General features: G+C 41.3%; 22 protein-coding genes. 1 reads left to right on the top strand and 21 read right to left on the bottom strand.

What is annotated here, in order from left to right:
• Positions 1-120: 120 nt before the first annotated feature.
• Both BLV53_RS05375 and BLV53_RS05370 read right to left on the bottom strand, forming a co-directional pair.
• On the bottom strand, positions 121-1,017 hold the full coding sequence (locus BLV53_RS05375) for a transporter substrate-binding domain-containing protein (RefSeq protein ID WP_090298188.1): 897 nt from the start codon (positions 1,015-1,017) through the stop codon (positions 121-123).
• 148 nt (positions 1,018-1,165) lie between these two features.
• Positions 1,166-1,783: a GDSL-type esterase/lipase family protein gene (locus tag BLV53_RS05370; protein ID WP_090298185.1), complete on the bottom strand. Its 618-nt coding sequence runs from the start codon at positions 1,781-1,783 to the stop codon at positions 1,166-1,168.
• Between the two features lie 362 nt (positions 1,784-2,145).
• Here BLV53_RS05370 and BLV53_RS05365 point away from each other — a divergent pair, with 362 nt between their 5' ends.
• On the top strand, positions 2,146-2,544 hold the full coding sequence (locus tag BLV53_RS05365) for an RrF2 family transcriptional regulator (RefSeq protein ID WP_090298182.1): 399 nt from the start codon (positions 2,146-2,148) through the stop codon (positions 2,542-2,544).
• 51 nt (positions 2,545-2,595) lie between these two features.
• Here BLV53_RS05365 and cobA read toward each other — a convergent pair whose 3' ends face one another.
• The 19 genes from cobA to cysD form a co-directional block, all read right to left on the bottom strand.
• Positions 2,596-4,107: a uroporphyrinogen-III C-methyltransferase gene (gene cobA, locus BLV53_RS05360; RefSeq protein ID WP_090298179.1), complete on the bottom strand. Its 1,512-nt coding sequence runs from the start codon at positions 4,105-4,107 to the stop codon at positions 2,596-2,598.
• 4 nt (positions 4,108-4,111) lie between these two features.
• Positions 4,112-5,017, bottom strand: a complete 906-nt coding sequence (gene hemC, locus BLV53_RS05355; protein ID WP_090298177.1) for a hydroxymethylbilane synthase — start codon at positions 5,015-5,017, stop codon at positions 4,112-4,114.
• Positions 5,018-5,052: 35 nt separating this feature from the next.
• A complete protein-coding gene (locus BLV53_RS05350) occupies positions 5,053-5,484 on the bottom strand; it encodes a M67 family metallopeptidase (RefSeq protein WP_090298174.1) in 432 nt (143 codons plus the stop codon).
• A 57-nt stretch (positions 5,485-5,541) separates the two neighbouring features.
• Positions 5,542-6,372, bottom strand: coding sequence for a thiazole biosynthesis adenylyltransferase ThiF (gene thiF, locus BLV53_RS05345; RefSeq protein WP_090298171.1), 831 nt, complete (start codon positions 6,370-6,372; stop codon positions 5,542-5,544).
• The gene (thiS, locus tag BLV53_RS05340) at positions 6,372-6,578 is read right to left on the bottom strand and encodes a sulfur carrier protein ThiS (RefSeq protein WP_090298168.1); all 207 of its coding nucleotides are present in this window, start codon (positions 6,576-6,578) and stop codon (positions 6,372-6,374) included. Before thiS ends, thiF begins: the two co-directional genes overlap by 1 nt.
• Before the next feature lie 23 nt (positions 6,579-6,601).
• Positions 6,602-6,919: a thioredoxin family protein gene (locus tag BLV53_RS05335; protein ID WP_090298165.1), complete on the bottom strand. Its 318-nt coding sequence runs from the start codon at positions 6,917-6,919 to the stop codon at positions 6,602-6,604.
• A complete protein-coding gene (locus BLV53_RS05330) occupies positions 6,919-7,167 on the bottom strand; it encodes a sulfurtransferase TusA family protein (protein ID WP_090298162.1) in 249 nt (82 codons plus the stop codon). The genes BLV53_RS05335 and BLV53_RS05330 overlap by 1 nt, the downstream gene beginning before the upstream one ends.
• Before the next feature lie 246 nt (positions 7,168-7,413).
• Entirely contained in the window at positions 7,414-8,280 is an 867-nt protein-coding gene (locus tag BLV53_RS05325; RefSeq protein ID WP_090298159.1) for a 4Fe-4S binding protein, read from the bottom strand.
• 232 nt (positions 8,281-8,512) lie between these two features.
• Complete coding sequence (locus BLV53_RS05320) at positions 8,513-9,733, bottom strand: O-acetylhomoserine aminocarboxypropyltransferase/cysteine synthase family protein (protein WP_090298156.1); 1,221 nt, start codon at positions 9,731-9,733, stop codon at positions 8,513-8,515.
• 807 nt (positions 9,734-10,540) lie between these two features.
• A complete protein-coding gene (locus BLV53_RS05315; protein WP_090298153.1) occupies positions 10,541-11,482 on the bottom strand; it encodes a LysR family transcriptional regulator in 942 nt (313 codons plus the stop codon).
• 48 nt (positions 11,483-11,530) lie between these two features.
• Positions 11,531-12,301 carry a tRNA threonylcarbamoyladenosine dehydratase gene (locus BLV53_RS05310; RefSeq protein ID WP_090298150.1) on the bottom strand — a complete coding sequence of 257 codons (771 nt, stop codon included), beginning with the start codon at positions 12,299-12,301 and terminating at the stop codon, positions 11,531-11,533.
• Positions 12,302-12,353: 52 nt separating this feature from the next.
• A complete protein-coding gene (locus BLV53_RS05305) occupies positions 12,354-13,247 on the bottom strand; it encodes a glycyl-radical enzyme activating protein (protein WP_090298148.1) in 894 nt (297 codons plus the stop codon).
• Positions 13,248-13,275: 28 nt separating this feature from the next.
• Positions 13,276-14,235, bottom strand: coding sequence for a serine O-acetyltransferase (locus BLV53_RS05300; protein WP_090298145.1), 960 nt, complete (start codon positions 14,233-14,235; stop codon positions 13,276-13,278).
• A gap of 21 nt (positions 14,236-14,256) precedes the next feature.
• Complete coding sequence (locus BLV53_RS05295; protein WP_090298143.1) at positions 14,257-15,903, bottom strand: cysteine desulfurase; 1,647 nt, start codon at positions 15,901-15,903, stop codon at positions 14,257-14,259.
• A complete protein-coding gene (locus BLV53_RS05290; protein WP_090298139.1) occupies positions 15,890-16,849 on the bottom strand; it encodes a family 2A encapsulin nanocompartment shell protein in 960 nt (319 codons plus the stop codon). The genes BLV53_RS05295 and BLV53_RS05290 overlap by 14 nt, the downstream gene beginning before the upstream one ends.
• Positions 16,850-16,901: 52 nt before the next feature.
• The gene (gene moeB, locus BLV53_RS05285; RefSeq protein ID WP_090298135.1) at positions 16,902-18,359 is read right to left on the bottom strand and encodes a molybdopterin-synthase adenylyltransferase MoeB; all 1,458 of its coding nucleotides are present in this window, start codon (positions 18,357-18,359) and stop codon (positions 16,902-16,904) included.
• Between the two features lie 4 nt (positions 18,360-18,363).
• Positions 18,364-18,798 carry a M67 family metallopeptidase gene (locus tag BLV53_RS05280; RefSeq protein WP_090298131.1) on the bottom strand — a complete coding sequence of 145 codons (435 nt, stop codon included), beginning with the start codon at positions 18,796-18,798 and terminating at the stop codon, positions 18,364-18,366.
• Positions 18,799-18,937: 139 nt separating this feature from the next.
• Positions 18,938-20,575, bottom strand: coding sequence for a sulfate adenylyltransferase subunit 1 (locus BLV53_RS05275; protein ID WP_090298128.1), 1,638 nt, complete (start codon positions 20,573-20,575; stop codon positions 18,938-18,940).
• Positions 20,576-21,481 (bottom strand): sulfate adenylyltransferase subunit CysD, encoded by a 906-nt coding sequence (gene cysD / locus BLV53_RS05270; protein WP_090298124.1) that lies wholly within the window; start codon positions 21,479-21,481, stop codon positions 20,576-20,578. It abuts the gene before it with no gap.
• Between the last annotated feature and the right edge of the window lie 10 nt (positions 21,482-21,491).

The following is a 21,491-nucleotide window of genomic DNA, read 5'->3' as shown; positions in this document are numbered from 1 at the left end:
CGTATTACTTTCCACCTTCTACAAGGTTAAAATGCAGTCAAGGAAAACTGCATTTTAATCCTCATTTCATTCGGACAACAATAAAATTGTTGCCAGTTACGTTAAACAATAATCTGATGATTATTGTTCAACTACTAATGTATCTTCGTAATCAGCACCGTATGTATCAAGAAGAGTTGCCTCATAATCTGCGTGGAAAAAGTTTTCTGTACCAAGAGACTCAATCTCTTCGTTGAGCCAGTTAAGGAGTGACTCGTTGCCCTTTGTTACAGCTGGAGCGATTGTGTCCTGATCACCAAGTGAAGGGATACCTACTGTGTAACCCTCGTTTTCAATAGAGAAGGCAATAACCTCTGTGTTGTCGTTTGCCCACGCTACACCGTTACCATTTTCAAATGCTGTCTTAGCCTCTGCATATGCATCATACTTCTGAAGCTTGATGTCTGGATAATTCTTTGTGAGATAAGTCTCAGCTGTAGTACCAGAGATAACGATTACTTGATTATCTGCTCCGATATCATCAAGGCTTTCGATTACAGCATCGTCAGGTGAAATAACACCAAGTGCTACGTTCATGTATGGAAGTGCGAAATCTACCTCTTCAGCTCTTTCTTCTGTAACTGTAAAGTTTGCAAGGATAATATCAACCTTTCCTGTCTGAAGGTATTCGATTCTGTTTGCTGCCTCTGTAGAAACATAGTTGATTTCCACACCAAGGTCTTCACCGATTCTCTCTGCAAAGTAAACATCGTATCCTGCATATTCACCATTTTCATCTACATAACCAAATGGGCTCTTGTCTGAGAATACGCCGATGTTGATTGTGCCGCTCTCTTTGATTTCATCTAGAGTTCTAAATGGTGCAGAGCTATCTGATGATTCTGATGATGCAGACTCAGCTGTAGCTGATGTGTCAGAAGATGTGTTATCTGATGAACCGCAGGCTGTGAATGATGCTGTGATGAGTGATGTTGCCAGGAGGGATGTTGTAAGTTTTTTTACTATTGTGTTTTTCATTGTTGTGTTCCTTTCATGTTGTGGGGTTATTTTTTATTTTTTCTCAAGGGCCAAGGTATGACACCTCATCCGCCCTTCGCCAGGGTGGCAGATAACGCTAAAGCATTATCTCTTCCTTCGGGCACCTTCCCCTCAAGGGGAAGGCTATTTAAGCAATTAGTTTTTTGTATATTGCTTCCGCTAGGAATCGATGGCTTTCTAGGTCCATGTGTTCCTGATCCGTTTCTGATGGCTTCGCCACATCAGATGCTGCCAAAAACATACAGTCGAATTCCTCTGCAAGCTTTTTAAATACTGCTTTTAATTCCTTTGAGGTGAGAACTGATTTCTCATCAAATTCAGGATCGTATTCTTCCTTCCATACTTTTTCACCAAGGTATATAGGGGATAAAAGAAGAATTTTCGCATTTTCATTATTTGCACGTATTTGTTTAAGAAGTATCTCTGCGCCTCTGGCAATAAGCCTTGGTGATGCGTTGTAAACTGTTTTGCAATCGTTTGTGCCAAGCATCAACACAACTGTATCCACCGGTCCGTGGCTCTCTAGCAATACGGGAAGTAGCTTTGAACCATTTCGACCAAGTCTGGTGCTATCCTCGAAAACTGTGGTACGACCAACAAGTCCTTCTTCTATCACATCGTAATCGTCAGGCCTAAGCATTTCTGAAAGAATACCTGTCCATCTTTCAGTCTTCTCAAATCTGCCGCTACCATCAGGTTTTAATCCGTATGTATTTGAATCTCCAAAACAAAGTACGCTTTTCATTTAACGCTGGCCTCCTTTCCTATCACTTGTGCCTCGTATGTTTTGCATGTTCGTATATTATACCTATTTACCTACTACGTCAATGGGTTTTATCATCGTTAAATTTTATAGTTCGTTATCAGATGAATTTATAGCAACCATATTGCATTCACCTACTTACCTATCGTATAATAGTGTTAAATCTTTATAGCGTTTTACAACGTAACCTAAATTATTATTTACATATGAAAACTTAGATGAGCCTGTAGCTAACAATGCTATACGTCCATTTTTGAGGAGTATAGCGACAGCGATCTCAAAAATGGACGTATAGTATTGTTAGCGTAACAGGCGGACTAAATTATTCACAGGAGGTTTTAATCATGTTTAGTACAAAAGGAAGATATGCACTACGTGTAATGATAGATTTAGCCCAACAAAATCCTGAGGATTATATCCCCCTCAAAGATATTGCAGAGCGCCAGGACATTTCAAAGAAATATTTAGAGATAATAGTTAAAGAACTGGTACATGGAGGTTTTGTAAAGGGCGTCAGCGGCAAAGGCGGCGGCTATCAACTCACTCGTGCAGCTAATGAATATTCAGTAGGAGAAATAATCGAGCTTATGGAAGGAAGTTTGGCACCTGTAGCTTGTCTATCAGATGAAAACTATGATTGTCCACGTGATGGAATTTGCAAGACTCTTCCAATGTGGACAGAATTCTATATGCTTGAGCGTGACTTTTTCTATGGTAAAAAGCTTTCAGATTTAATTAAATAAGATGTTAGAAAGGCTGGTAACAAAGTGAGTTACCAGCCTTTAATTTTGCTATTAAGATATGATTAATTCCATTAATCCTTCGTAGGAATTTTTTGATACCTCTAATACATTTTCTACTCCTGCTTTATTTATAACTCCGGTGCAGGTCGGACCTATTGAAAATATTTTGTCAGGATATACTTTTATGCTGTTTTTTACAACTTCAGCATTACTTCCACTTGTAAGGATAACACCATCACAACCTACAATCCAACTCTTCTGCTCTTCTGTAAGTTCTAAGTTAATTGGCTTATTTTCATAGGATATGATTTTTTCAAGCTTAAACTCACTAGAAAGATTTCTCTCAAAATCAGCTGCCTGTTCCTTTCCACAAAGCCAGAAAATATTGGCATCCTTTTGCACATTCTCATTGATAAGCTGTGCAAGGGCTGCTCCTGATTGTCTGTCAGGTATTAAATCTGCTTTTATCCCAAAGTACTTTAGCACCTCTGCTGTTTTCTTTCCAACAACTGCAAACCTGACATTTCCAATTGCTCTAAAGTCAAGCCCTGCGCCCTCGTATAGATTCCAGAAAAATGATCTAACTCCGTTGCCACTGGTAAATACCAGCAAATCATTTATTGTAGTACCTTCGAGAAATGATAAATCTATTTCAGACGGAACAATTTTACCTGTGGCAGGAGCAAATACATCTGCCCCCTTTTCTTCAAGCTTAAGTTCAAGCTCATTTAAGGATTCCTCATAAACACCTCGGCTTAAACTATAGTTAAATCCAAGTATCTTTGGTAAGAAATATTTTTTACCGAATAAAGGTCTGTTTTCGAAAAAGGCAAGCTCATCGGAAAGTGTTACTACTTTGCCCACTACGATAATAGCAGGTGACTCAAGTTTTGCTTCCTCTACGAGGGTCTGAATATTTGAAAGGTTTCCAACCACCTTTTTTTGTCTTACAGTGGTTCCATTTGAAATAACTGCGGCAGGAGTTTTACTGTCCCTGCCAGCCCCAATAAGTCCTCTTGCGATTTCTCCCACATGGGAAAGTCCCATTAAAAATACAAGAGTCACAGAATCATCAAGTAAGGTTGAATAATCAATATCTGCTAAAGCATCCTTTTTGCTGTGGGCAGTGATGACCTGAAAGCCCTTTGCAAGGCCTCTGTGGGTGATTGGAATTCCTGCTGCAGCAAGGGCTGCTATGGAAGAGCTTATACCAGGCACAACCTCAACTGCAATGTCACGTTCCTTTAGATATAGAGCCTCTTCACCGCCTCGACCAAACACATAGGAATCGCCGCCCTTGAGTCTGACTACAAGCTTTTTTTCAAGAGCCTTTTGATAAAGGATTTCGTTGATTCCATCCTGCGGCACTGTGTGATGATGATTAGCCTTGCCAACGAAAATCTTCTCGCAATCAGCTTTTGCCAGTTCAAGCATTCTTTTATTTAAAAGTCTGTCGTAAACTATGCAGTCAGCCTGCTTTAAATATTCTTTTCCTTTTAATGTGAGCAGGTCCAAATCTCCCGGACCTGCTCCAACTAATACTACTTTTCCTGATTTTGCCATAACATTATTCACCTAGCTGTACACGTATTTCCTGGACAGCTTTATCTATTAAATCCTGATTGGCATCAGCCCCTTCAACAACAGCCTCTGCCAATTTACTTCCATCTTCATTTCCAAACAACGCTCTAAGCTTAAAACCTGTAGCAGTTTTTTTGGCATATGCTCCAACAGGCAGATGACAATCTCCGCCGATAGCTTTAAGGAAGCCTCTTTCCAAAAACACTTCCTGTCTGGACTCTTCATCAGATATCGCATTTACGATATCAAGTAATTCGTGATTGTACTGAGCTATCTCTATAGCAAGACGTCCCTGGGCAGGTGCTGGAACCATATCCTCTACAGAAAAATATTCTGAAATATTAGCCTCTAGCCCTAAGCGATGCAAACCTGCTGCTGCCAGAATAATGCCATCAAGTGGCTCCTGCTTTGGATTTTCCTCGTAGAGCTTTCTGATTCTGGAGTCAATGTTACCTCTGATTGGACAAATCTGAATGTCTGGTCTTAGCTTTAAGAGCTGATAGGAACGACGCTTACTTCCTGTGGCTATTTTTGCTCCATGTGGTAAATCCTTTAGAGTTTTATATTTCTTTAAAATGAGAACATCCCTTGGATCCTCACGCTCCCAGGCATCTGCAAAAACAAGTCCTTCTTTCGCTGTATCAGGCATGTCCTTCATGGAATGTACTGCCATCTGTATATCACCTGCCAAAAGCGCTTCCTCTATCTCATTAACAAAAACTCCCTTGGAGCCGATTGCATCCAAGGGCTTTGTCAAATCTATATCGCCTTTTGTTGTGATAACTACTATTTCATATTCATTTTCTGGATATGCTGCCTTTAGCCTGTCCACAACGTAATTGGTCTGGGCTAAAGCAAGCTTAGAACCTCTTGTTCCGACTTTGATATGCATAAAATCTCCTAATGGTTTATATGATTGATTTTATTTTAGAAATAATAATCCTCTGAGGTGATGCGCAAATCTTCCTTGCTCCACTGACCTCCCTCAATATGAAATGAGTTTAACACAGGATTATCTGCCATTAAAGATAAAATGAAATAGCTTGCATGTGAATCATAAGCTAATTTTACATCCTCATCAGATGGACGAGATGGTGATTCTGGATGAGAGTGCCAATTACCAAGTGGCTTTAAGCCAAGGGCTCTCATATCCTTTATGGCAGCCATCTGATCCTTTGGATCAAGTGTAAAATGATCTGTGGCATGGTCTATATTTTCAAGGTAGTAGACCTTTTTTATCAGACGTCCATTTTCATCTTCCACACCTGCTATAAGACCGCAGGCCTCCTCCGGCAAATGTTCCTTTGCATATTTAACTACTTCATCGTATATACGATAATCTAATCTAATTATTCCCATTTGCTACTCCATCTACAACTTATTTTTAACCGAATAATGAATATGTTTGAATTACAACTATCTATCTGCTTCGAAACGTGATGCGGTCTCCTCGCAGACCTCCTGCTCATAGTCAATAAGCTCTGTGATAGTAGGATTCTTTCCACAGACTGGGCATGTGCTTGTGTCATGTGGAAGCTTAATCTTTCTGAACTCCTGATTTACTGCATCATAGGTGAGAAGCTTGCCTGTAAGCAAATCTCCTACTCCTACAATGTATTTGATGGCCTCCATAGCCTGAAGTGAGCCGATAACACCGCCCATAGCACCAATAACGCCTGCCTGCTTGCAGGTAGGAACTGCGTCCTTTGGTGGTGGATTCTTGAATACGCATCTGTAGCATGGACCTTCTCCTGGCACATAGGTCATGAGCTGTCCCTTGAAACGAATAATTCCAGCGTGTGAGAAAGGCTTTTTCTCCATTACGCAAGCATCGTTAATAAGGAACTTTGCCGGGAAATTATCTGTTCCATCAATTACAAAATCGTATTCACGAATTAACTCTCTGATGTTTGATGAATCCACAAACTTGTGATAGGTAACAACCTCCACATCAGGGTTCATGGCATTCATAGTCTCTTTTGCAGACTTTACCTTTGGTTTTCCAATATCTGCTGTAGAATGAATAATTTGACGCTGAAGATTTGATAAATCAACCTCATCCGCATCTACGATACCGATTTTACCTACACCTGCTGCAGCTAAATACATAGCTGCTGGTGCACCAAGTCCGCCTGCACCAATGATAAGTACGCTGGCATTTAAGAGCTTCTTCTGGCCCTTGGCACCAACCTCCTTTAAAATGATGTGGCGGCTATAGCGTTCGATTTGCTCATCTGTCATAGCCATTAGCAGCCACCTCCCATGAAGTATAGAAACTCTACAGAATCACCCTCTTTTAATACTGTAGATGCTTTATTTTCTGTAAGAATAAACTCATCATTGATGGAAACTGTAACATACTCTGGTGTCTCTACATTTTCAGCTTCAATAAGCTCTGGAAGTGTAAGTCCATCCTTGTATTCCTTCTTTTCACCTGCAACTGTAATTGTCATTATACTATTCTCCTTTGCATTTATTAGATAAGACTGTCAATCCAGTCTGTAATCTCATCGTAGTCCTTTGCCCCGATTTTTTTATCAAGGGCTTTGCCATCCTTAAAGAAAATAAGTGTAGGGTTTGACTGAATACCATAGTCCTCTACAAGCTTTGTGTCATAGCCTGTGTTGACCTTAAACACATTAACCTTGCCCTCGTAATCTTCCTCCACTTCACATAAAGTTGGAGCAAGCTTTTTACAGGCAACGCATGAATCAGAATAAAAGTCTACAAGTGATGGTATCTCACTATCTAGCACCTTTTCCTGAAAATCATTTGTATAAATTCTAGCTGCCATTATTCCTCCACCTTTCTAACATACAAAGTGTAAGTGCCATCTTCATTGTCAATAAGCTTTAAAATCTGGTGGCCGTCCTCCTTAAATGAACGAGGAACATTTTGCACTGGCTCGCCGTCGTTCATGCGGACAGCCAAGACTTCGCCGTCATCAAGCTCCTCGATTGCCACTTTTGCAGTGACAAATGTGAGTGGGCACACCTTATCTGTAATATCTACCTGATCGTCAAATTCTAAAATTTCTGCCATAGTTTTTCTCCTCTCCTGATCCGCTGGTTGAAAATTTTTTAGGTAGTTGAATAATTTAGTCCGCTGATTACGGTAACAATCTTGATATCCCTACGGTCGACTAGGGATGTCTCCCTTAAGGGATATCGAGATTGATACCTATCAGCTCACTTAGGATTTTTACTTTGTTGAATAATTTCAACCAGCTCATCTAATAGTTAAATTTTTATTATACACGCAACTAAATCATATAAATTTTGTCTGTCTCTACGCGTTTAAGGCGTTGTTTACGGCTTCGCGGAGACCTTCGTCGCCTAGGCGGGTAAGGGTTGCGCGGAAGCGTTCTGATGGTTTTGCATTAGCTTCGAAGTATTCAATTGCTGCATCTGTTACGCGGAAAAGTGTTTCCTTATCGCGAATGATTGGAACATACTGCTCAGCCTTGTAGATTTTGTTTCCAAAGGTTCCGCCGAAGGATACGATGTAGCCTGGTGTTCCTTCCCATGCATCTGTTGGGCAGCTCTTTACGCATCGTGCGCAGTTGTTGCACTTACTTCTGTCGATTGTAACCTTGCCATCTGTCATAGTAAGGGCAGACTCTCTACAAGCCTTTACGCATACGCCACAGGAAATGCAGGCATCCTCTTTGTACTCAACTGTCATGCCGCCCTTGATTCCTACGTCATTTTCCTCCGACTTAAGACAGTTATTCTGACAGCCAGTTACGCCAAATTTAAACTTATGTGGAAGCTCTCTTCCGAAGTATCTGGCATCAAGTTCTTTAGCAAGCGTATATGTATCGATACATCCGCTTGGACAAATCTCTGAGCCCTGACAAGCTGTGATTGTACGAACTCTAGGGCCACATACACCTGTGCCTACGCCACCGGCTGCAAGCTCTTCCTTTACCTTTTCCAAATCATTTACATGAATAAATGGAATTTCGATTCCCTGTCGAGATGTCATGTGGACATAACCATGTCCATATTTATCTGCTACCTCCGAAACTGTCTTAAGTGCTTTTGCATCGAGGTTACCACCGATAACTGCCAGTCTAAGTGAGCCATAGCCTTTTTGTACCTGCTTCATGAAGCCGCCAGCCTTCAAAGCCTTGTAATCAATTTTTTCTGCCATATTCTTACTCCTTTTTTAGTCCGCTGGATGAAAGTCTTTAGGTAATTGAATAGTTTATTCCGCTGATTACGGTAACAAACAAAATATATCTACGGTCGGCTGGAAACGCCTCCCTTAAGACATATTTAGTTTGTTACCTATCAGCTCATTTAGGGAATTCAATTCATAGAATAATTTCAACCAGCTCATTTAAAGTTTATAGTGAACTAAATATACGTATATACGATAAAAATTATGATAATGCGGTACGGAAGTCTTCTATGAGATCTTCTATATCTTCTATTCCTACGGATATACGAATTAAGTCATCATATACGCCTGCATCTTCCAGTTCTTGTGGGGTGCTGTGTAAGGAGATTGTGGATTCCGGATGAACTACTAAAGTTTTGGTATCTCCTATATTTGAAAGAATATAAGGGATTGTTAGTTTGTTCATCACTTCAAAAGCTCTCTCCTTGCTGCCCACTCTGATAGTGAGGATTGCCCCATAGCCTTTATCAAATATCGTATTTGCGATATCGTTCCATTTGCTGGATTTTAGTCCCGGGTAATTTACAATTATGTCTTTATACTTTTCTTCAAGCCAGGTAGCAAGCTTTAGTGCATTACTACATTGTCTTTCCATTCGAAGCCCAAGTGTTTCAAGTCCTATTACATTCAAATATGCATTGAATGGAGAAAGGCAGGTTCCCATATTTCTGTAAAGTCCGCTTCTAAGCTTTGCCACATATGCCATAGGACCAAACTTAACGTAATCTCCAAGAACCGGATATTTATCCTTAGTCCATTTAAAATGACCACTGTCTGTTAATACACCGCTTATGGAATTACTGCTTCCGTTGATATACTTCGAAGAAGAATTCACCACAATGTCTGCGCCAAGCTCGATTGCTCTAAGCAAATATGGAGTAGCTGTAGTATTGTCTACCACAAGTGGAACACCATGAGCATGAGCTATTTCTGCCAGTCGTCTAATATCTGTTACGTCCAAACAGGGATTGCCGATGGTCTCTGCAAATACCACCTTGGTGCGTTCATTAAAAGCAGCTTCTATTTGCTCAAAATCATTGTTTCGCACATAATTTGTCTTAATGTCAAATGCCTCAATATCTCTGAACAAATCAATTGTTCCACCATAGAGGCTGGCGCTTGAGATTATCTCATCTCCTGCCTGAAGGATGTTAAGCAACGCATTTGATAATGCCGCCATTCCCGAAGAGCATGCCACCGAAGCTATACCACCTTCAAGCTTTGTAATTCTATTTTCAAAAGCTGTAATAGTAGGATTTGCAACTCGGGTGTAACAATACCCCATCTTCTTATTGGCAAAAATTCCTGCCAAATCCTCAGCAGATTCCTGATCAAAAGCGCTGCTTTGGTATATAGGCGGAAGTGTTGCGCCGTTTGTCTCTCGATTCACTCCTTCGTGGAGTAGTCTAGTATTAAAATTCATTTTCCATTCCACCCTTTTTAAATTCTATTTACCTACTGGGTTGATAGGATATTACCAAATAAGAAGAACCAGGTCAATAAACCTAGTTCTACCATAAAATTATAGCCAGCTATCAATCCGTTTTATAGCTGCGCATCCCCTTATTTTGTGGGCCTTTTTCTATATTATAGTAGCCCTAGTCCCGCTTCCTGCGGCCCCACACCGCGTCCACCCGTCTGCATAGGCATGATTGAGCATGAATTTTGTATTTTCTTAATGCTGCAAACTAGCTTCACGTAGGTGTACTTTCGCTGATTTTACAATTCGAGGAAGATGTGTGACCTTCAAAGACACACCCCAAGGTCTACAAATACTTCTCCAGCCAGGTAGCAGGACACCCCTGCTCATACTCCATTCGCTAAGTGGAAATTGGCAAATGACTTTTGAGAGTTTAGGCACCAGTCGATATTCGCGTCCGTGCTCAGCATCTCCTTGACCTCGCCGTCCATGGCTCGGTCTGCCAAAACTCGCAAAAGTCACTTACCATTTCCACTAAGCTCATTCCAAAATCGCAGGGGTGTCCTGCTACCTGGCTGAAGAAGTATCCTAGAATTTTAATGTGTGTCTTTGTAGGGCATACAGCTGAGGCGAATTGTAAAATCATCGGAAGAACACCTACCAATAAAGGAAGCTAGTTTGTAGTATTTAGAAAATACAAATTCTTGATCTTTGCCTATGCAGAGGGGTGGACGCGGTGTGGGGCCGCAGGAAGCGGGACTAGGGCACTCAACCTAAAAATCCCACAAAAAAAGGATAGCCTGCGCTATCCTATTCTTCGTATATAACTGATTTGTCGATTTGATCTAAGGCTAGGTCAACCTGCTCTAGGAATTCTTTGCCCATTTTACTCATTACGGAGTTTTTCTTGGTGACGTATCCGATGTCCATGACGCTGTTTGGATTTTCCTCGTCGCCTCTGAATGGTACAACCATGTAGCCGTCTCCGTTGAGGTCGCCCCAGACGATGCCGGAGCATAACGTATATCCGTTAAGAGCACGGACGAGATTTAGCATTGTGGAACGGTCGGTTACACGAAGCTGCTGTGGGTAAAAGTTTTCACTAAGGATTTCCTCGGCAAGAACTTCGCTGTTGTCCCCTTGCTCAAAGAAAAGGCATGGGTAGTTTTGCAGGTCTTCGATGCCGATGGATTCCATTTTAGCAAGTGGATGATCCTTCCATAAGTAAACGTAGGCCTTGCATTTTATAAGTGAGTGGAACTCTAGGCCGTGTTCTGTGAAAAGACGGTTTAAGCCCTTTCGGTTAAGCTCGTTTATGTAGAGAATGCCTATTTCACTTTTTAATGTGCTGACATCTCTGATGATATCCATGGTGGTGGTTTCACGAAGGGCAAAGTCAAATTCGTTCATGTCGTATTGTTTTGCCATGTCTACGAAGGCACGAACCGCAAAGGTGTAGTGCTGGGTGGAAACACCGAATTTTCTTTTGTAGTTTCCCTCACCACTGTATTTTTGCATTACAATATCGTATTGACGATAAAATCCTCGAATGTCTTCAAGGAATTCTGCTCCTTCGGGAGTTACAATGACACCCTTGTTTGTACGCATAAAAATGGTGAGTCCCACCTCGTTTTCAAGCTCCTGAATGGCACTTGTAAGTGTTGGTTGAACAATGTAAAGCTTTTCAGCCGCCTTGTTCATGGAACCGCATTCCTGAATTGTAAGTGCATATAAAACCTGTTGTAGTGTCATTTGTTTTCTCCTTCTCCCTTTTATGTATGATTAATATTAAGTCAAGCGCTACACTCTACCGCCAAAACCACCTGATAAGTCTTTGATGACCTCGCTGGCCAAAACAAGACCGGCAACTGCCGGTGTAAATGCAATGGAACCTGGAATATCTCGTCTCTGGGTACATGTGTGTTCCGCACCAGGTGGACATATACAATTTGTTTTGCAGCTGCTAGCCATATCTTCGATAGGGCGTGTTGGCTTTTCATCTGAGAAAACAACCTTTAGGCTTTTGACGCCTCGCTTTTTCATCTCGCGGCGCATTACCTTTGCAAGAGGACACATGGTAGTCTTGTAAATATCGGCTACCCTGAATCGGCTTGGGTCAAGCTTGTTGCCTGCTCCCATGCAGCTGATAACAGGAACATCCTCTGCTTTGCATCTCATTATTATCTCAATTTTGGCTGTGACAGTATCTACCGCATCAACCACGTAATCATAAGATTTAAAATCAAAGTCGTCTGCGTTTTCAGGCAGAAAAAAGCACTTGTGAACAGTGATGTCTGCCTTTGGGTTGATATCAAGCATACGGTCTCTCATCACATCCACTTTGTGCTTTCCTACTGTGGAACGAGTGGCGATGATTTGACGGTTGAGATTGGTGAGGCACACCTTGTCATCATCTATAATGTCAAAATGTCCGATACCAGTACGCACAAGTGCCTCACACACGTATCCGCCAACTCCACCGATTCCAAAAATCGCTACTCTTTTATTTTGTAATGCTTCCATGGCTTCCTGACCAAGAAGCAGTTCTGTTCTAGAAAATTGATTTAACATAATATACCTACCTATTTACTAGGTCAAATTATATTTTCTAGAACAATGTTTGTCAACTTATATTGTTAAACTCATACTTTTTAAGCAGTTCAAATACCTCATCTGAAAGCTCCACCTCTTTCATTGGATAGGTTCTGTGAAGGGAAATGTATTTCGGCTCACCTAATCTGTGGTATTTCAAAAGCTCATATCTGACATTTTTACGGCATCTGAGGAATTCTGAAATGCTTTTTATAGAATCCTCTGTGTCGTTGACTCTAGGGATTACCGGGGTGCGTACATGCATAGGAAGGTTTGGGTAGGCTTTCCTTATGGATTCAAAATTATTAAGAATCACTTCATTGCTGACACCAGTTACCCTTTTATGAACTGAATCATCCAAAGTCTTTATATCCATCAAAATGTACTCAAGCTTCCCTGCAATTTTGATGAAATCACCAGTGTCGCCATAGCCTGTAGTCTCGATTGCTGTGCTGATACCATGCTTTTTTGCTTCCTTTAACAACTGATAAGTAAACTTCGGCTGCATTAGCGGTTCTCCACCACTGATGGTAAGACCACCTTCCTCATCTCCATAGAATATTTCATCCTTGTTAATCTGAGTAATTACATCGCAGACTGTAGTTTCATAGCCTATTACATGGAGCGCCTTAGAGGGACAGATTCGTTCTATATCATCTGTCTCATCAGGATTAAATTCATCCCAGTATAGCCCCTCATCATTAAAATGAGGGTTACACTTTAAATCTGAATTGATGCAGCTCTTACAGCCTATGCATTTACTTTCAGTCCAAGCAAGCTGTGGCTTTCCTATCTGTGATTCAGGGTTTGCACACCACAGACATCTAAGGGGGCAGCCCTTTTCAAAAACGACGGTCCTGATGCCTGGACCGTCATGTACTGAAAATCTTTGAATGTTAAATATTAATCCTTTTGTCTCGTTCATATTTATTAATTTTTGATAGCAAGCAGGACTAAATTACATAGTACCACTCATCACTTTGCTTTATTTCTTCGGCTTTAATGGCGTTTCCGGTAGTCCTGTATTCCATCTCAAGATTTTTCATGCTGACTACCGTATTTGCGTTAATAGAGCTTGTAATAAAAGTGTTACCACCTATTACAGCATTTTCACCAATCACAGTGTCACCGCCTAAAATGGAAGCTCCGGCATAAATTGTTACGTTATCACAGATGGTAGGATGACGCTTTTTGCCTGATAGCTTTTGCCCACCTCTTGTGGAAAGGGCTCCTATGGTTACCCCCTGATAAATCTTTACACTTTTTCCAATAACAGCTGTTTCTCCAATAACAATTCCAGTGCCATGATCAATAAAAAAGAATTTATCAATTGTAGCACCCGGATGGATATCTATACCTGTTTTTGAATGTGCTATTTCAGACATCATACGAGGTAAAATAGGAACCTTTTCAATATAAAGTTCATGAGCGATTCTATATACAGTGCTTGCCAGTAATCCTGGATAAGCAAGAATAATTTCCTCAAAGCAACCAGCAGCAGGGTCACCATCGTAAGCAGCCAGCAAATCACTCTCCAAGTACTCTCGTATTTGAGGGATTTTCTTAAAGAAGGCTTTACAAATCCTATAGCTTTCTATCTCACGCTCCCTATGGCTTTGTGGCTCTCCTCCCTTGGCAAAATCCAGTGCAAGTCTAATCTGTTTGTGTAGATGATAAAAAACATCCTCGATTATCACACTGTAGCTATTATTTGGATTATAAATCTTGTAGGATTTATCTCTAAAATAGCCTGGATAAACGATTCTAAACAGATTTTTTAAAAGCTCACTAACCTCGTATTTATCAGGAGTGTTAAAGCTATCTACAGCATCAATATTCTTTTTGCCATTGAAGTCAGCAAGAATCTCGCCGACAATCTGATTAATTTCCTCTTCTTTTACTATCTTGCTCACGATGATTCCTTTCTGCTTGTTTTAAGCAAACGTCTTCAATACTCTTACAAGGGCATCTATATCATCTGGTGAATTGTATAGTGCAAGTGTTGGACGTACTGAGCTTTCATAGCCAAAATGTCTAAGAACTGGCTGTGCACAATGATGTCCTGTACGAACCGCAATGCCATAGCTGTCAAGTCGCTTGCCTACCTCTTCATCAGAATATCCATCAAGCTTGAAGGATAAAACTGAAGCCTTGTTTAAAGCTGTTCCAATTAAGCGCAAGCCCTTTACTGTCTTCATTTCCTTTAATGCATACTGAAGCAATTCGTGCTCCCATCTATATACACATGGCATACCTATCTCTGAAAGATATGTAAGAGCTGCGCCTAAGCCTACCGCATCAGCGATGCTACCTGTACCCGCCTCAAATTTGTTTGGTGCCGGATTGTAGATGGTACGCTCAAAGGTAACATCCTTTATCATATTTCCACCGCCATGGTATGGACGTGCTGCATCAAGTAATTCTTTTTTGCCATAAACAACACCGATACCAGTAGGTGCAAATACCTTGTGTCCGGAAAATACAAAGAAATCGGCATCTAAGGCTGTAACATTTACCGGAATATGAGCTATAGACTGTGCTCCATCAATAAGGATTCTAACCCCATGTCTGTGGGCGATGGCAATAAGCTCTTCCACTGGTGTTACTGTGCCAAGCACATTTGAAACATGAGCCACTGATACGAATTTAGTTTTCTTGGTAAAAAGCTTTTCGTATTCTTCAAGCTTTAGCTGTCCGGATTCGTCTACAGGAATAACCTTGATAACAGCCCCTGTTTCCTGAGCCACAAGCTGCCATGGTACGATATTTGCATGATGCTCCAGAATTGAAACAATGATTTCATCTCCTGGGCTTAACAGCGGCTTTACATAAGCATTGGCCACAAGGTTAATAGCTTCTGTGGTGCCTCTTACAAATACAATTTCATCTGTTGAACCTGCGCCAATAAAGTCTCTTACAATACCTCTTGCATTTTCATAGGCATCAGTAGAGCGGGCCGCAAGTGCATGGGCACCTCTGTGGACATTTGAATTCTCATGCTGATAGTAATAAGAAATTCTGTCGATTACAGCCTGAGGCCTTTGAGTTGTAGCTCCGTTGTCAAGCCATACCAGCTGACGACCATTAATCTGCTCAGAAAGAATTGGAAAATCACTTCTAATCTGTGCTAGAGTCTTTGAACCGATACGAATTGACTCGTCTCTTGAGCTGTAAGAAATGTGTTCTTCACTCTTTTTTTCTACGCTGTCACCACCAAGTGAGGTTGGTGCATCAATAGCTTTTTCTGACTGGTCTGCCTGAGACTGGGATAAAACCACTGGGGCATAGCTTGTGTTTACCTGTCCGACTGAAAATGGATTTGCTAAAGCTTCAAAATAATTGTCAGGAATTGCAGGTGCACCAGGAACTGATGCTTCCTGAGGTGCTGCAGGTACAGAAGATATTGAAGATACTGCACCAGCTTCAGGAATTGTAGGAAGTACCGGTTCTGTGGGTGATACTGGCTCAATTGCTTCACTAGAACCATTTACACCTTCAGTTAAATCCGGAAACAACTGATTGGCTAAAGCTGCCAGCTCTGCTGCACTAGGAACTCCTGCGAGATTCTCAATCGTAGTCATAATACTCACCTACCTCTACATCTTCCAATACTGCTATAGCATCATCTGCAAGAATTGCTGCTGAGCAGTATAGAGACAAGAGATATGATGCTACGCCTTTATCATCGATTCCTCTAAAGCGAACAGATAATCCTCTTGAATGCTCATTTTTGAGACCTGCCTGGAATAATCCAACAACACCTCTCTTTGCTTCGCCTGTGCGAACAAGCAAGATGTTTGTCTTTCCACTCTGAGACTTTGGATTCTTTAAGCCGTCAACCAAAAGCTTGTCTGTAGGAATGATAGGGATTCCTCTCCATGCAAGGAATGTTCCGCCTCCAAGATTTACAGTTACAGGTGGTACTCCTCTCTTTGTGCACTCTCTTTCGAATGCTGCAATTGCACGTGGATGTGCAAGGAAGAATGAAGGCTCCTTCCATACCTTTGTGATGAGCTCATCAAGGTCATCTGGTGTTGGTGCACCGTTTCTTGTCTGGATTCTCTGTGATTCTGGAACGTTCTTGAGAAGACCGTAATCATCATTGTTGATTAACTGGCTTTCCTGGCGCTCACGCAATGACTCGATTGCAAGAGTAAGCTGCTCCTGAACCTGATCGTAAGGTGCGCTGTAAACATCTTCTACTGCTGTATTTACATTTACGATAGTAGAAATAGAGTTAAGTCTGTACTCTCTAGGTGATGTCTCGTACTCTACATATCCATCAGGGATGATATCAGTTTTCTTTGTCTGACTGCAGAGAACATCAAGTGGTGTCTCACCTTCGACAACCTTGTTTACTCTGTAGATACCAGTCTCTAATCCCTTGAACTCCAAAAACTTTGTAACCCACTTTGGTGTCAATGCGCCAAATTGAGGTCTTGTTTTTGTGACATTCGCAAGATTATAAGCTGCCTGAGCACCAAGAGCGTTAATACCTTCGTTCTTCACATTTGTTTCATTTGCCATTTTAAATCCTCCTAATAAAATCTATAGAAAACGTCTTATGACGTAATCTAACTTATAACCACGCTCCCTCATGGGAGAATATGATACCCTTCATTTCATCAAGGCCGCCCTTTAGGTTGTACATTGACCCGTCGTAACCAGCCTCCCGCAGGGTTCTTATAGCAAGAGCGCTTCGCTGTCCCTGCTTGCAAATAAATATGGTATCCACTGATTTATCTAATTCATTTTTTCTTCTAGCCAGTTGCCCTATCGGTATAACGATTGCATTTGGGAATCTAAGAACTGCTCTTTCATGAGGCTCTCTTACATCAACAAAGGTGATTGGTTCATTTGCCTCAATGCGTCTAGCCAGTTCATCAGGTTCAACGCTTTCTATAGGCTCTTCGTCCTCATCCTCTCTAAGTCCACAGAAATCCTCGTAATCAAAATCTTCCACCGTAGTAATAGTTGGTGCAAATCCACATAACGGGCAATCAGCATTTTTGTCCACATTAAGTGTGCGAAAATGTAAATATAAGCTGTCCACCACAAGAATCTGTCCGTCTAAGTGATTTCCAATTCCAATGATAAGTTTTAAGGCTTCATTGGCTGCGATGCTTCCTATGATTCCACCAAGTGGACTTATGGAACCGCCCTCTGAGCAGGTGGGCACCAGTCCCGGCTCTGGTGGCTTGGGATACAGACACCGCAGGCAAGGTCCATTATTTACATTGAATACACCTACCTGACCTTCAAACTGAAATATGGCTGCAAATATCAGTGGTATTCCTGCCAATACACAAGCATCGTTTATCAGGTATCTTGATTTGTAATTATCTGTACAATCGATTACCAAATCATAGCCATCTATCACATCGTAAATATTGTCTGCAGTAAGCTGTAGATTTACATCTTCAAACTGAATGCTTCTGTCAATGTTTCTTACCTTGTCTCTGGCCGATGCCACCTTAGGACGGTGAATATCGCGGCTTGTATGTAAAATCTGGTTTTGGATATTTTCAAGAGAAACCTCATCAAAATCCACCACCTTTATAGTTCCAACTCCTGCTGCAGCCAGATACTGTATGACAGGGGAGCCAAGTGCTCCTGCACCTACCACCACTACCCTTGCGGACTTTATTCTCTTTTGACCTTTGACTCCAATATCTCTGAGCATTAAATGCTTGCTGAAGCGCTCCACTTCTTTGTCATCAAAGGTAATAGCTTTTCTTCTATCATCCGAAATGATGCTTTCCACAGGAGCACCTCCTGCGATAGCTGGCAAAAGAAGCACTTCTTCCCCTGCATCAATCTCTTCTTTCCAATAGCTTTTATCGCTTTTGTTTTCTTCTCCTACGTAAATCTGTACAAAGCCTCTGAGATTCTCACTGTCATCAAACAAAATCTTTTTTGCTTCTGGATATTCATCTGTTAAATAATCTAAGATAGCTTTGATATTAGCAGCCTCAACATCTAAGCTTTCATTCTTGCCGAAAAAATTTCTAAGTGTAGCTGAAATATAAACCTTCATGATTTTATTTACCTCCCTTATCAACAATTTGAATAGATAGTTCACATATCTGATTCAAATCTGTGCTTGTGCGAACATATCCTTTTAGCTGTGATACATATGTCCTCTTAACTGAAGCCACAATGTATATCATGTCTGGAATCATATGCTTTTTATCTTCTTCAGATAGGACTGCAGGATAATCCGGATGTGAATGGTAAAACCCTATAGGCTTATAACCATCGTTTTCTAACCTGTATATATCAAGTGCACTAATTTCAAATGACTTCTTTCTCAGATCCAAAGCTGCGGTATTATTCGCATCTACGATATCGTATATACGATTTTCTATTTCCCCTCCTGTCAGCACTCCGCAGGCCTCATAGGGATATGCCTTTACAGCAATATCTTTAAGTGTTTGTAAATCTTTTTTGTCCATTTGAATGTCTGTATATGCCATAACTCCCTCCCATCATATCGCCTTTTTAACTACTAGGTTGGTAGGGATTATAAATCAGAAAAGCCTCAAATACAATAGTTCTGGTGCCCAAATAAAACTATAGCCAGCTATAGACTAAATCTATAACTGGCCTAATTTATTAAATATATTCACCGTCTGAAGCTACAGCATTGTTGATTGCAGATGCCTTGTACACATATTCTGCTGCATCAGCAGGGGTTTTAATATCCTCAGTCTGCCAACCGCTGACATATCCCCTTGTGGCTGTAAACACAGATGTATCAAGCTGATTATCTGCAAAAAGAAGTACCACTATTCCAGCGTCATTTAGATGCTTTACTATGCCCTTGATACCGTGACTGCTCTTTGGGTTGAATAGATAGGTGTGTCTTCCCTTGTTGCTAAGCTCCTTTTCTACCTTTTGAACATACTCAAGGTTTACCTGTTCGCTTTCTTTAAACTCAACAGTGATTGCACGCTGACCCTTCCAGTTGCTTCTGGTCTCTCTGTCAATGATAGTATCTGTTGATGATGAATCATCCTTGTAGGTCTGGGTTATAACACCGCAGGCCGAAGTCATGTTGGTGATTCTATCAATCAATATAAGCTCCCCAAGTGTCTTGTGCTTTGAAAATGCATCCACGACGATGCTGTCTGCTAGCTTCAATTCACAAACCGCTATCTCATTTTTCTCAAGTGTTGTTGCCTCTTTTTTCTCTCCTGTATTAACGTCTATGGTGTTTCTGATGCCTGTAACCACACCAGGAATCAGTTTTGTTCCAAGCTTTACAAAGAAGTTTTTACCAGGCTCTAGGATTTCATCATCCATCCAAAGCAAGGTTGCTTCCACAGATGATGTGACTGCAATATCAACTCCAGATGCAAGAACGCAGCCTCTTGAAACATCCACCTCTCTGTTAAGCTGGATGGTGACAGGGCGTCCGATAGAAGCAGTTTCTACCTCTTTATCTAAAATATGGATGCTCTTTACATTAGCCTTTTCTCCACTAGGTAAAATGGTCAGTTCATCTCCCACACTAACCTGACCTGCTTCAATCTGCCCCTGAAAACCTCTAAAGGTGTGATTTGGTCTGCAGACTCGTTGAACTGGCATATAAAATCCCTGCTCTTCCTTCTGGGAAGCCACATCCACCTGTTCCAAATATTCCAAAAGTACAGGTCCTGTATACCAGTCGATATTTTCAGACCGCTTTGTGACATTATCGCCCTCTGTTGCAGATACTGGAATTACTACATGATTTTCAAGCTTAAGTTCTGCCACAAGATCATTTATCTGGGCTGTGATTTCATCAAAACGCTCCTTGCTGTAGAGCACCAAATCCATTTTGTTGATTGCAAATACGAAATATTTGATACCCATAAGTGAGCATATTCTGGCGTGGCGTCTGGTTTGAACAAGCACACCTTGTTTTGCATCAATAAGAATTACTGCAAGGTCTGCAAAGGATGCTCCTACTGCCATGTTTCTGGTGTATTCCTCGTGGCCTGGTGTGTCTGCCACGATAAAGCTTCTGTTGTCGGTGGTGAAATAGCGATAAGCTACATCAATGGTGATGCCCTGCTCACGTTCTGCCATAAGACCGTCTAATAGCAGTGAATAATCGATGGCGCCACCGCGGCTGCCTACCTTGGAGTCAAGCTCTAAAGCCTTTTCCTGATCTGCATAGAGAAGCTTTGAATCGTATAATATATGTCCAATGAGAGTGGATTTTCCATCATCCACGCTACCGCATGTGATAAATTTTAGTAATTGCATTTAGAAATATCCCTCCCTTTTTCTTCTTTCCATAGAGCCTGCTGCCTCGTTGTCGATGACGCGGGTGGTGCGCTCGCTTGAAACTGCGCTAAGTGTCTCTTCAATGATTTCATCCAAAGTGTCAGCATCTGACTCCACACCACCTGTCAGTGGATAGCAGCCCAAGGTTCTAAATCTAACCTTTTTATTTACCACCTGCTCACCTGGAAGAAGTCTTTGCTCCATGCGCTCATCATCTACCATGATGATGTTGCCATCTCTATAGACAACAGGTCTTTCCTTGGCAAAATAAAGGGATGGAATCTCGATATTTTCCCTTTTGATGTACTGCCAGATATCTTTTTCAGTCCAGTTGGAAAGTGGGAATACTCGCACCTCTTCGCCTTTGAAAAGCTTTGTATTAAAAAGCTTCCACATTTCTGGGCGCTGATTTTTAGGATCCCAGGCATGGGCTGAATTTCTGAATGAGAAAATACGCTCCTTGGCTCTGGATTTTTCCTCGTCTCTTCTTCCGCCGCCAAATGCTGCTGTGAATCCATATTTATCAAGAGCCTGCTTTAGAGCCTGAGTTTTCATAATATCTGTATAGGCACTACCGTGGTCAAATGGATTGATTCCCTGAGCAACACCTTCTTCGTTGATGTATTCGAGCATTGTAAGACCATATTTTTCAGCCACATGATCTCTAAACTCAATCATCTCCTTGAATTTCCATGTAGTGTTTACATGCAAAAATGGAAATGGAGGCTTTTCAGGATAAAATGCCTTTAGTGCCAGATGAAGCATCACCGAGCTATCTTTACCGATTGAATAAAGCATGACTGGTTTTTCACACTCAGCTGCCACCTCTCTAATTATGTATATTGCTTCTGCTTCAAGCTCATCTAGATGTGTTAGTTTGCCCATAAGTTACCTC

The sequence above is a fragment of the Pseudobutyrivibrio sp. ACV-2 genome (assembly GCF_900107545.1).
GTDB lineage: Bacteria > Bacillota > Clostridia > Lachnospirales > Lachnospiraceae > Pseudobutyrivibrio.
The sequence above is the reverse complement of the archived record's forward strand: the minus strand, read 5'-3'. Positions and strand labels throughout refer to the sequence as shown.

Coding starts and splice junctions, on each gene's coding strand:
- BLV53_RS05365 (WP_090298182.1), top strand. CDS start 2,146: ATGTTTAGTACAAAAGGAAGATATGCACTACGTGTAATGATAGATTTA.
- BLV53_RS05370 (WP_090298185.1), bottom strand. CDS start 1,783: ATGAAAAGCGTACTTTGTTTTGGAGATTCAAATACATACGGATTAAAA.
- hemC (WP_090298177.1), bottom strand. CDS start 5,017: ATGCATATCAAAGTCGGAACAAGAGGTTCTAAGCTTGCTTTAGCCCAG.
- BLV53_RS05310 (WP_090298150.1), bottom strand. CDS start 12,301: ATGTTAAATCAATTTTCTAGAACAGAACTGCTTCTTGGTCAGGAAGCC.
- BLV53_RS05280 (WP_090298131.1), bottom strand. CDS start 18,798: ATGGCATATACAGACATTCAAATGGACAAAAAAGATTTACAAACACTT.
- BLV53_RS05295 (WP_090298143.1), bottom strand. CDS start 15,903: ATGACTACGATTGAGAATCTCGCAGGAGTTCCTAGTGCAGCAGAGCTG.
- thiF (WP_090298171.1), bottom strand. CDS start 6,372: ATGGCTATGACAGATGAGCAAATCGAACGCTATAGCCGCCACATCATT.
- BLV53_RS05375 (WP_090298188.1), bottom strand. CDS start 1,017: ATGAAAAACACAATAGTAAAAAAACTTACAACATCCCTCCTGGCAACA.
- cysD (WP_090298124.1), bottom strand. CDS start 21,481: ATGGGCAAACTAACACATCTAGATGAGCTTGAAGCAGAAGCAATATAC.
- BLV53_RS05290 (WP_090298139.1), bottom strand. CDS start 16,849: ATGGCAAATGAAACAAATGTGAAGAACGAAGGTATTAACGCTCTTGGT.
- BLV53_RS05305 (WP_090298148.1), bottom strand. CDS start 13,247: ATGAACGAGACAAAAGGATTAATATTTAACATTCAAAGATTTTCAGTA.
- BLV53_RS05275 (WP_090298128.1), bottom strand. CDS start 20,575: ATGCAATTACTAAAATTTATCACATGCGGTAGCGTGGATGATGGAAAA.
- BLV53_RS05315 (WP_090298153.1), bottom strand. CDS start 11,482: ATGACACTACAACAGGTTTTATATGCACTTACAATTCAGGAATGCGGT.
- BLV53_RS05335 (WP_090298165.1), bottom strand. CDS start 6,919: ATGGCAGCTAGAATTTATACAAATGATTTTCAGGAAAAGGTGCTAGAT.
- BLV53_RS05330 (WP_090298162.1), bottom strand. CDS start 7,167: ATGGCAGAAATTTTAGAATTTGACGATCAGGTAGATATTACAGATAAG.
- moeB (WP_090298135.1), bottom strand. CDS start 18,359: ATGAAGGTTTATATTTCAGCTACACTTAGAAATTTTTTCGGCAAGAAT.
- BLV53_RS05325 (WP_090298159.1), bottom strand. CDS start 8,280: ATGGCAGAAAAAATTGATTACAAGGCTTTGAAGGCTGGCGGCTTCATG.
- BLV53_RS05320 (WP_090298156.1), bottom strand. CDS start 9,733: ATGAATTTTAATACTAGACTACTCCACGAAGGAGTGAATCGAGAGACA.
- thiS (WP_090298168.1), bottom strand. CDS start 6,578: ATGACAATTACAGTTGCAGGTGAAAAGAAGGAATACAAGGATGGACTT.
- cobA (WP_090298179.1), bottom strand. CDS start 4,107: ATGGCAAAATCAGGAAAAGTAGTATTAGTTGGAGCAGGTCCGGGAGAT.
- BLV53_RS05350 (WP_090298174.1), bottom strand. CDS start 5,484: ATGGGAATAATTAGATTAGATTATCGTATATACGATGAAGTAGTTAAA.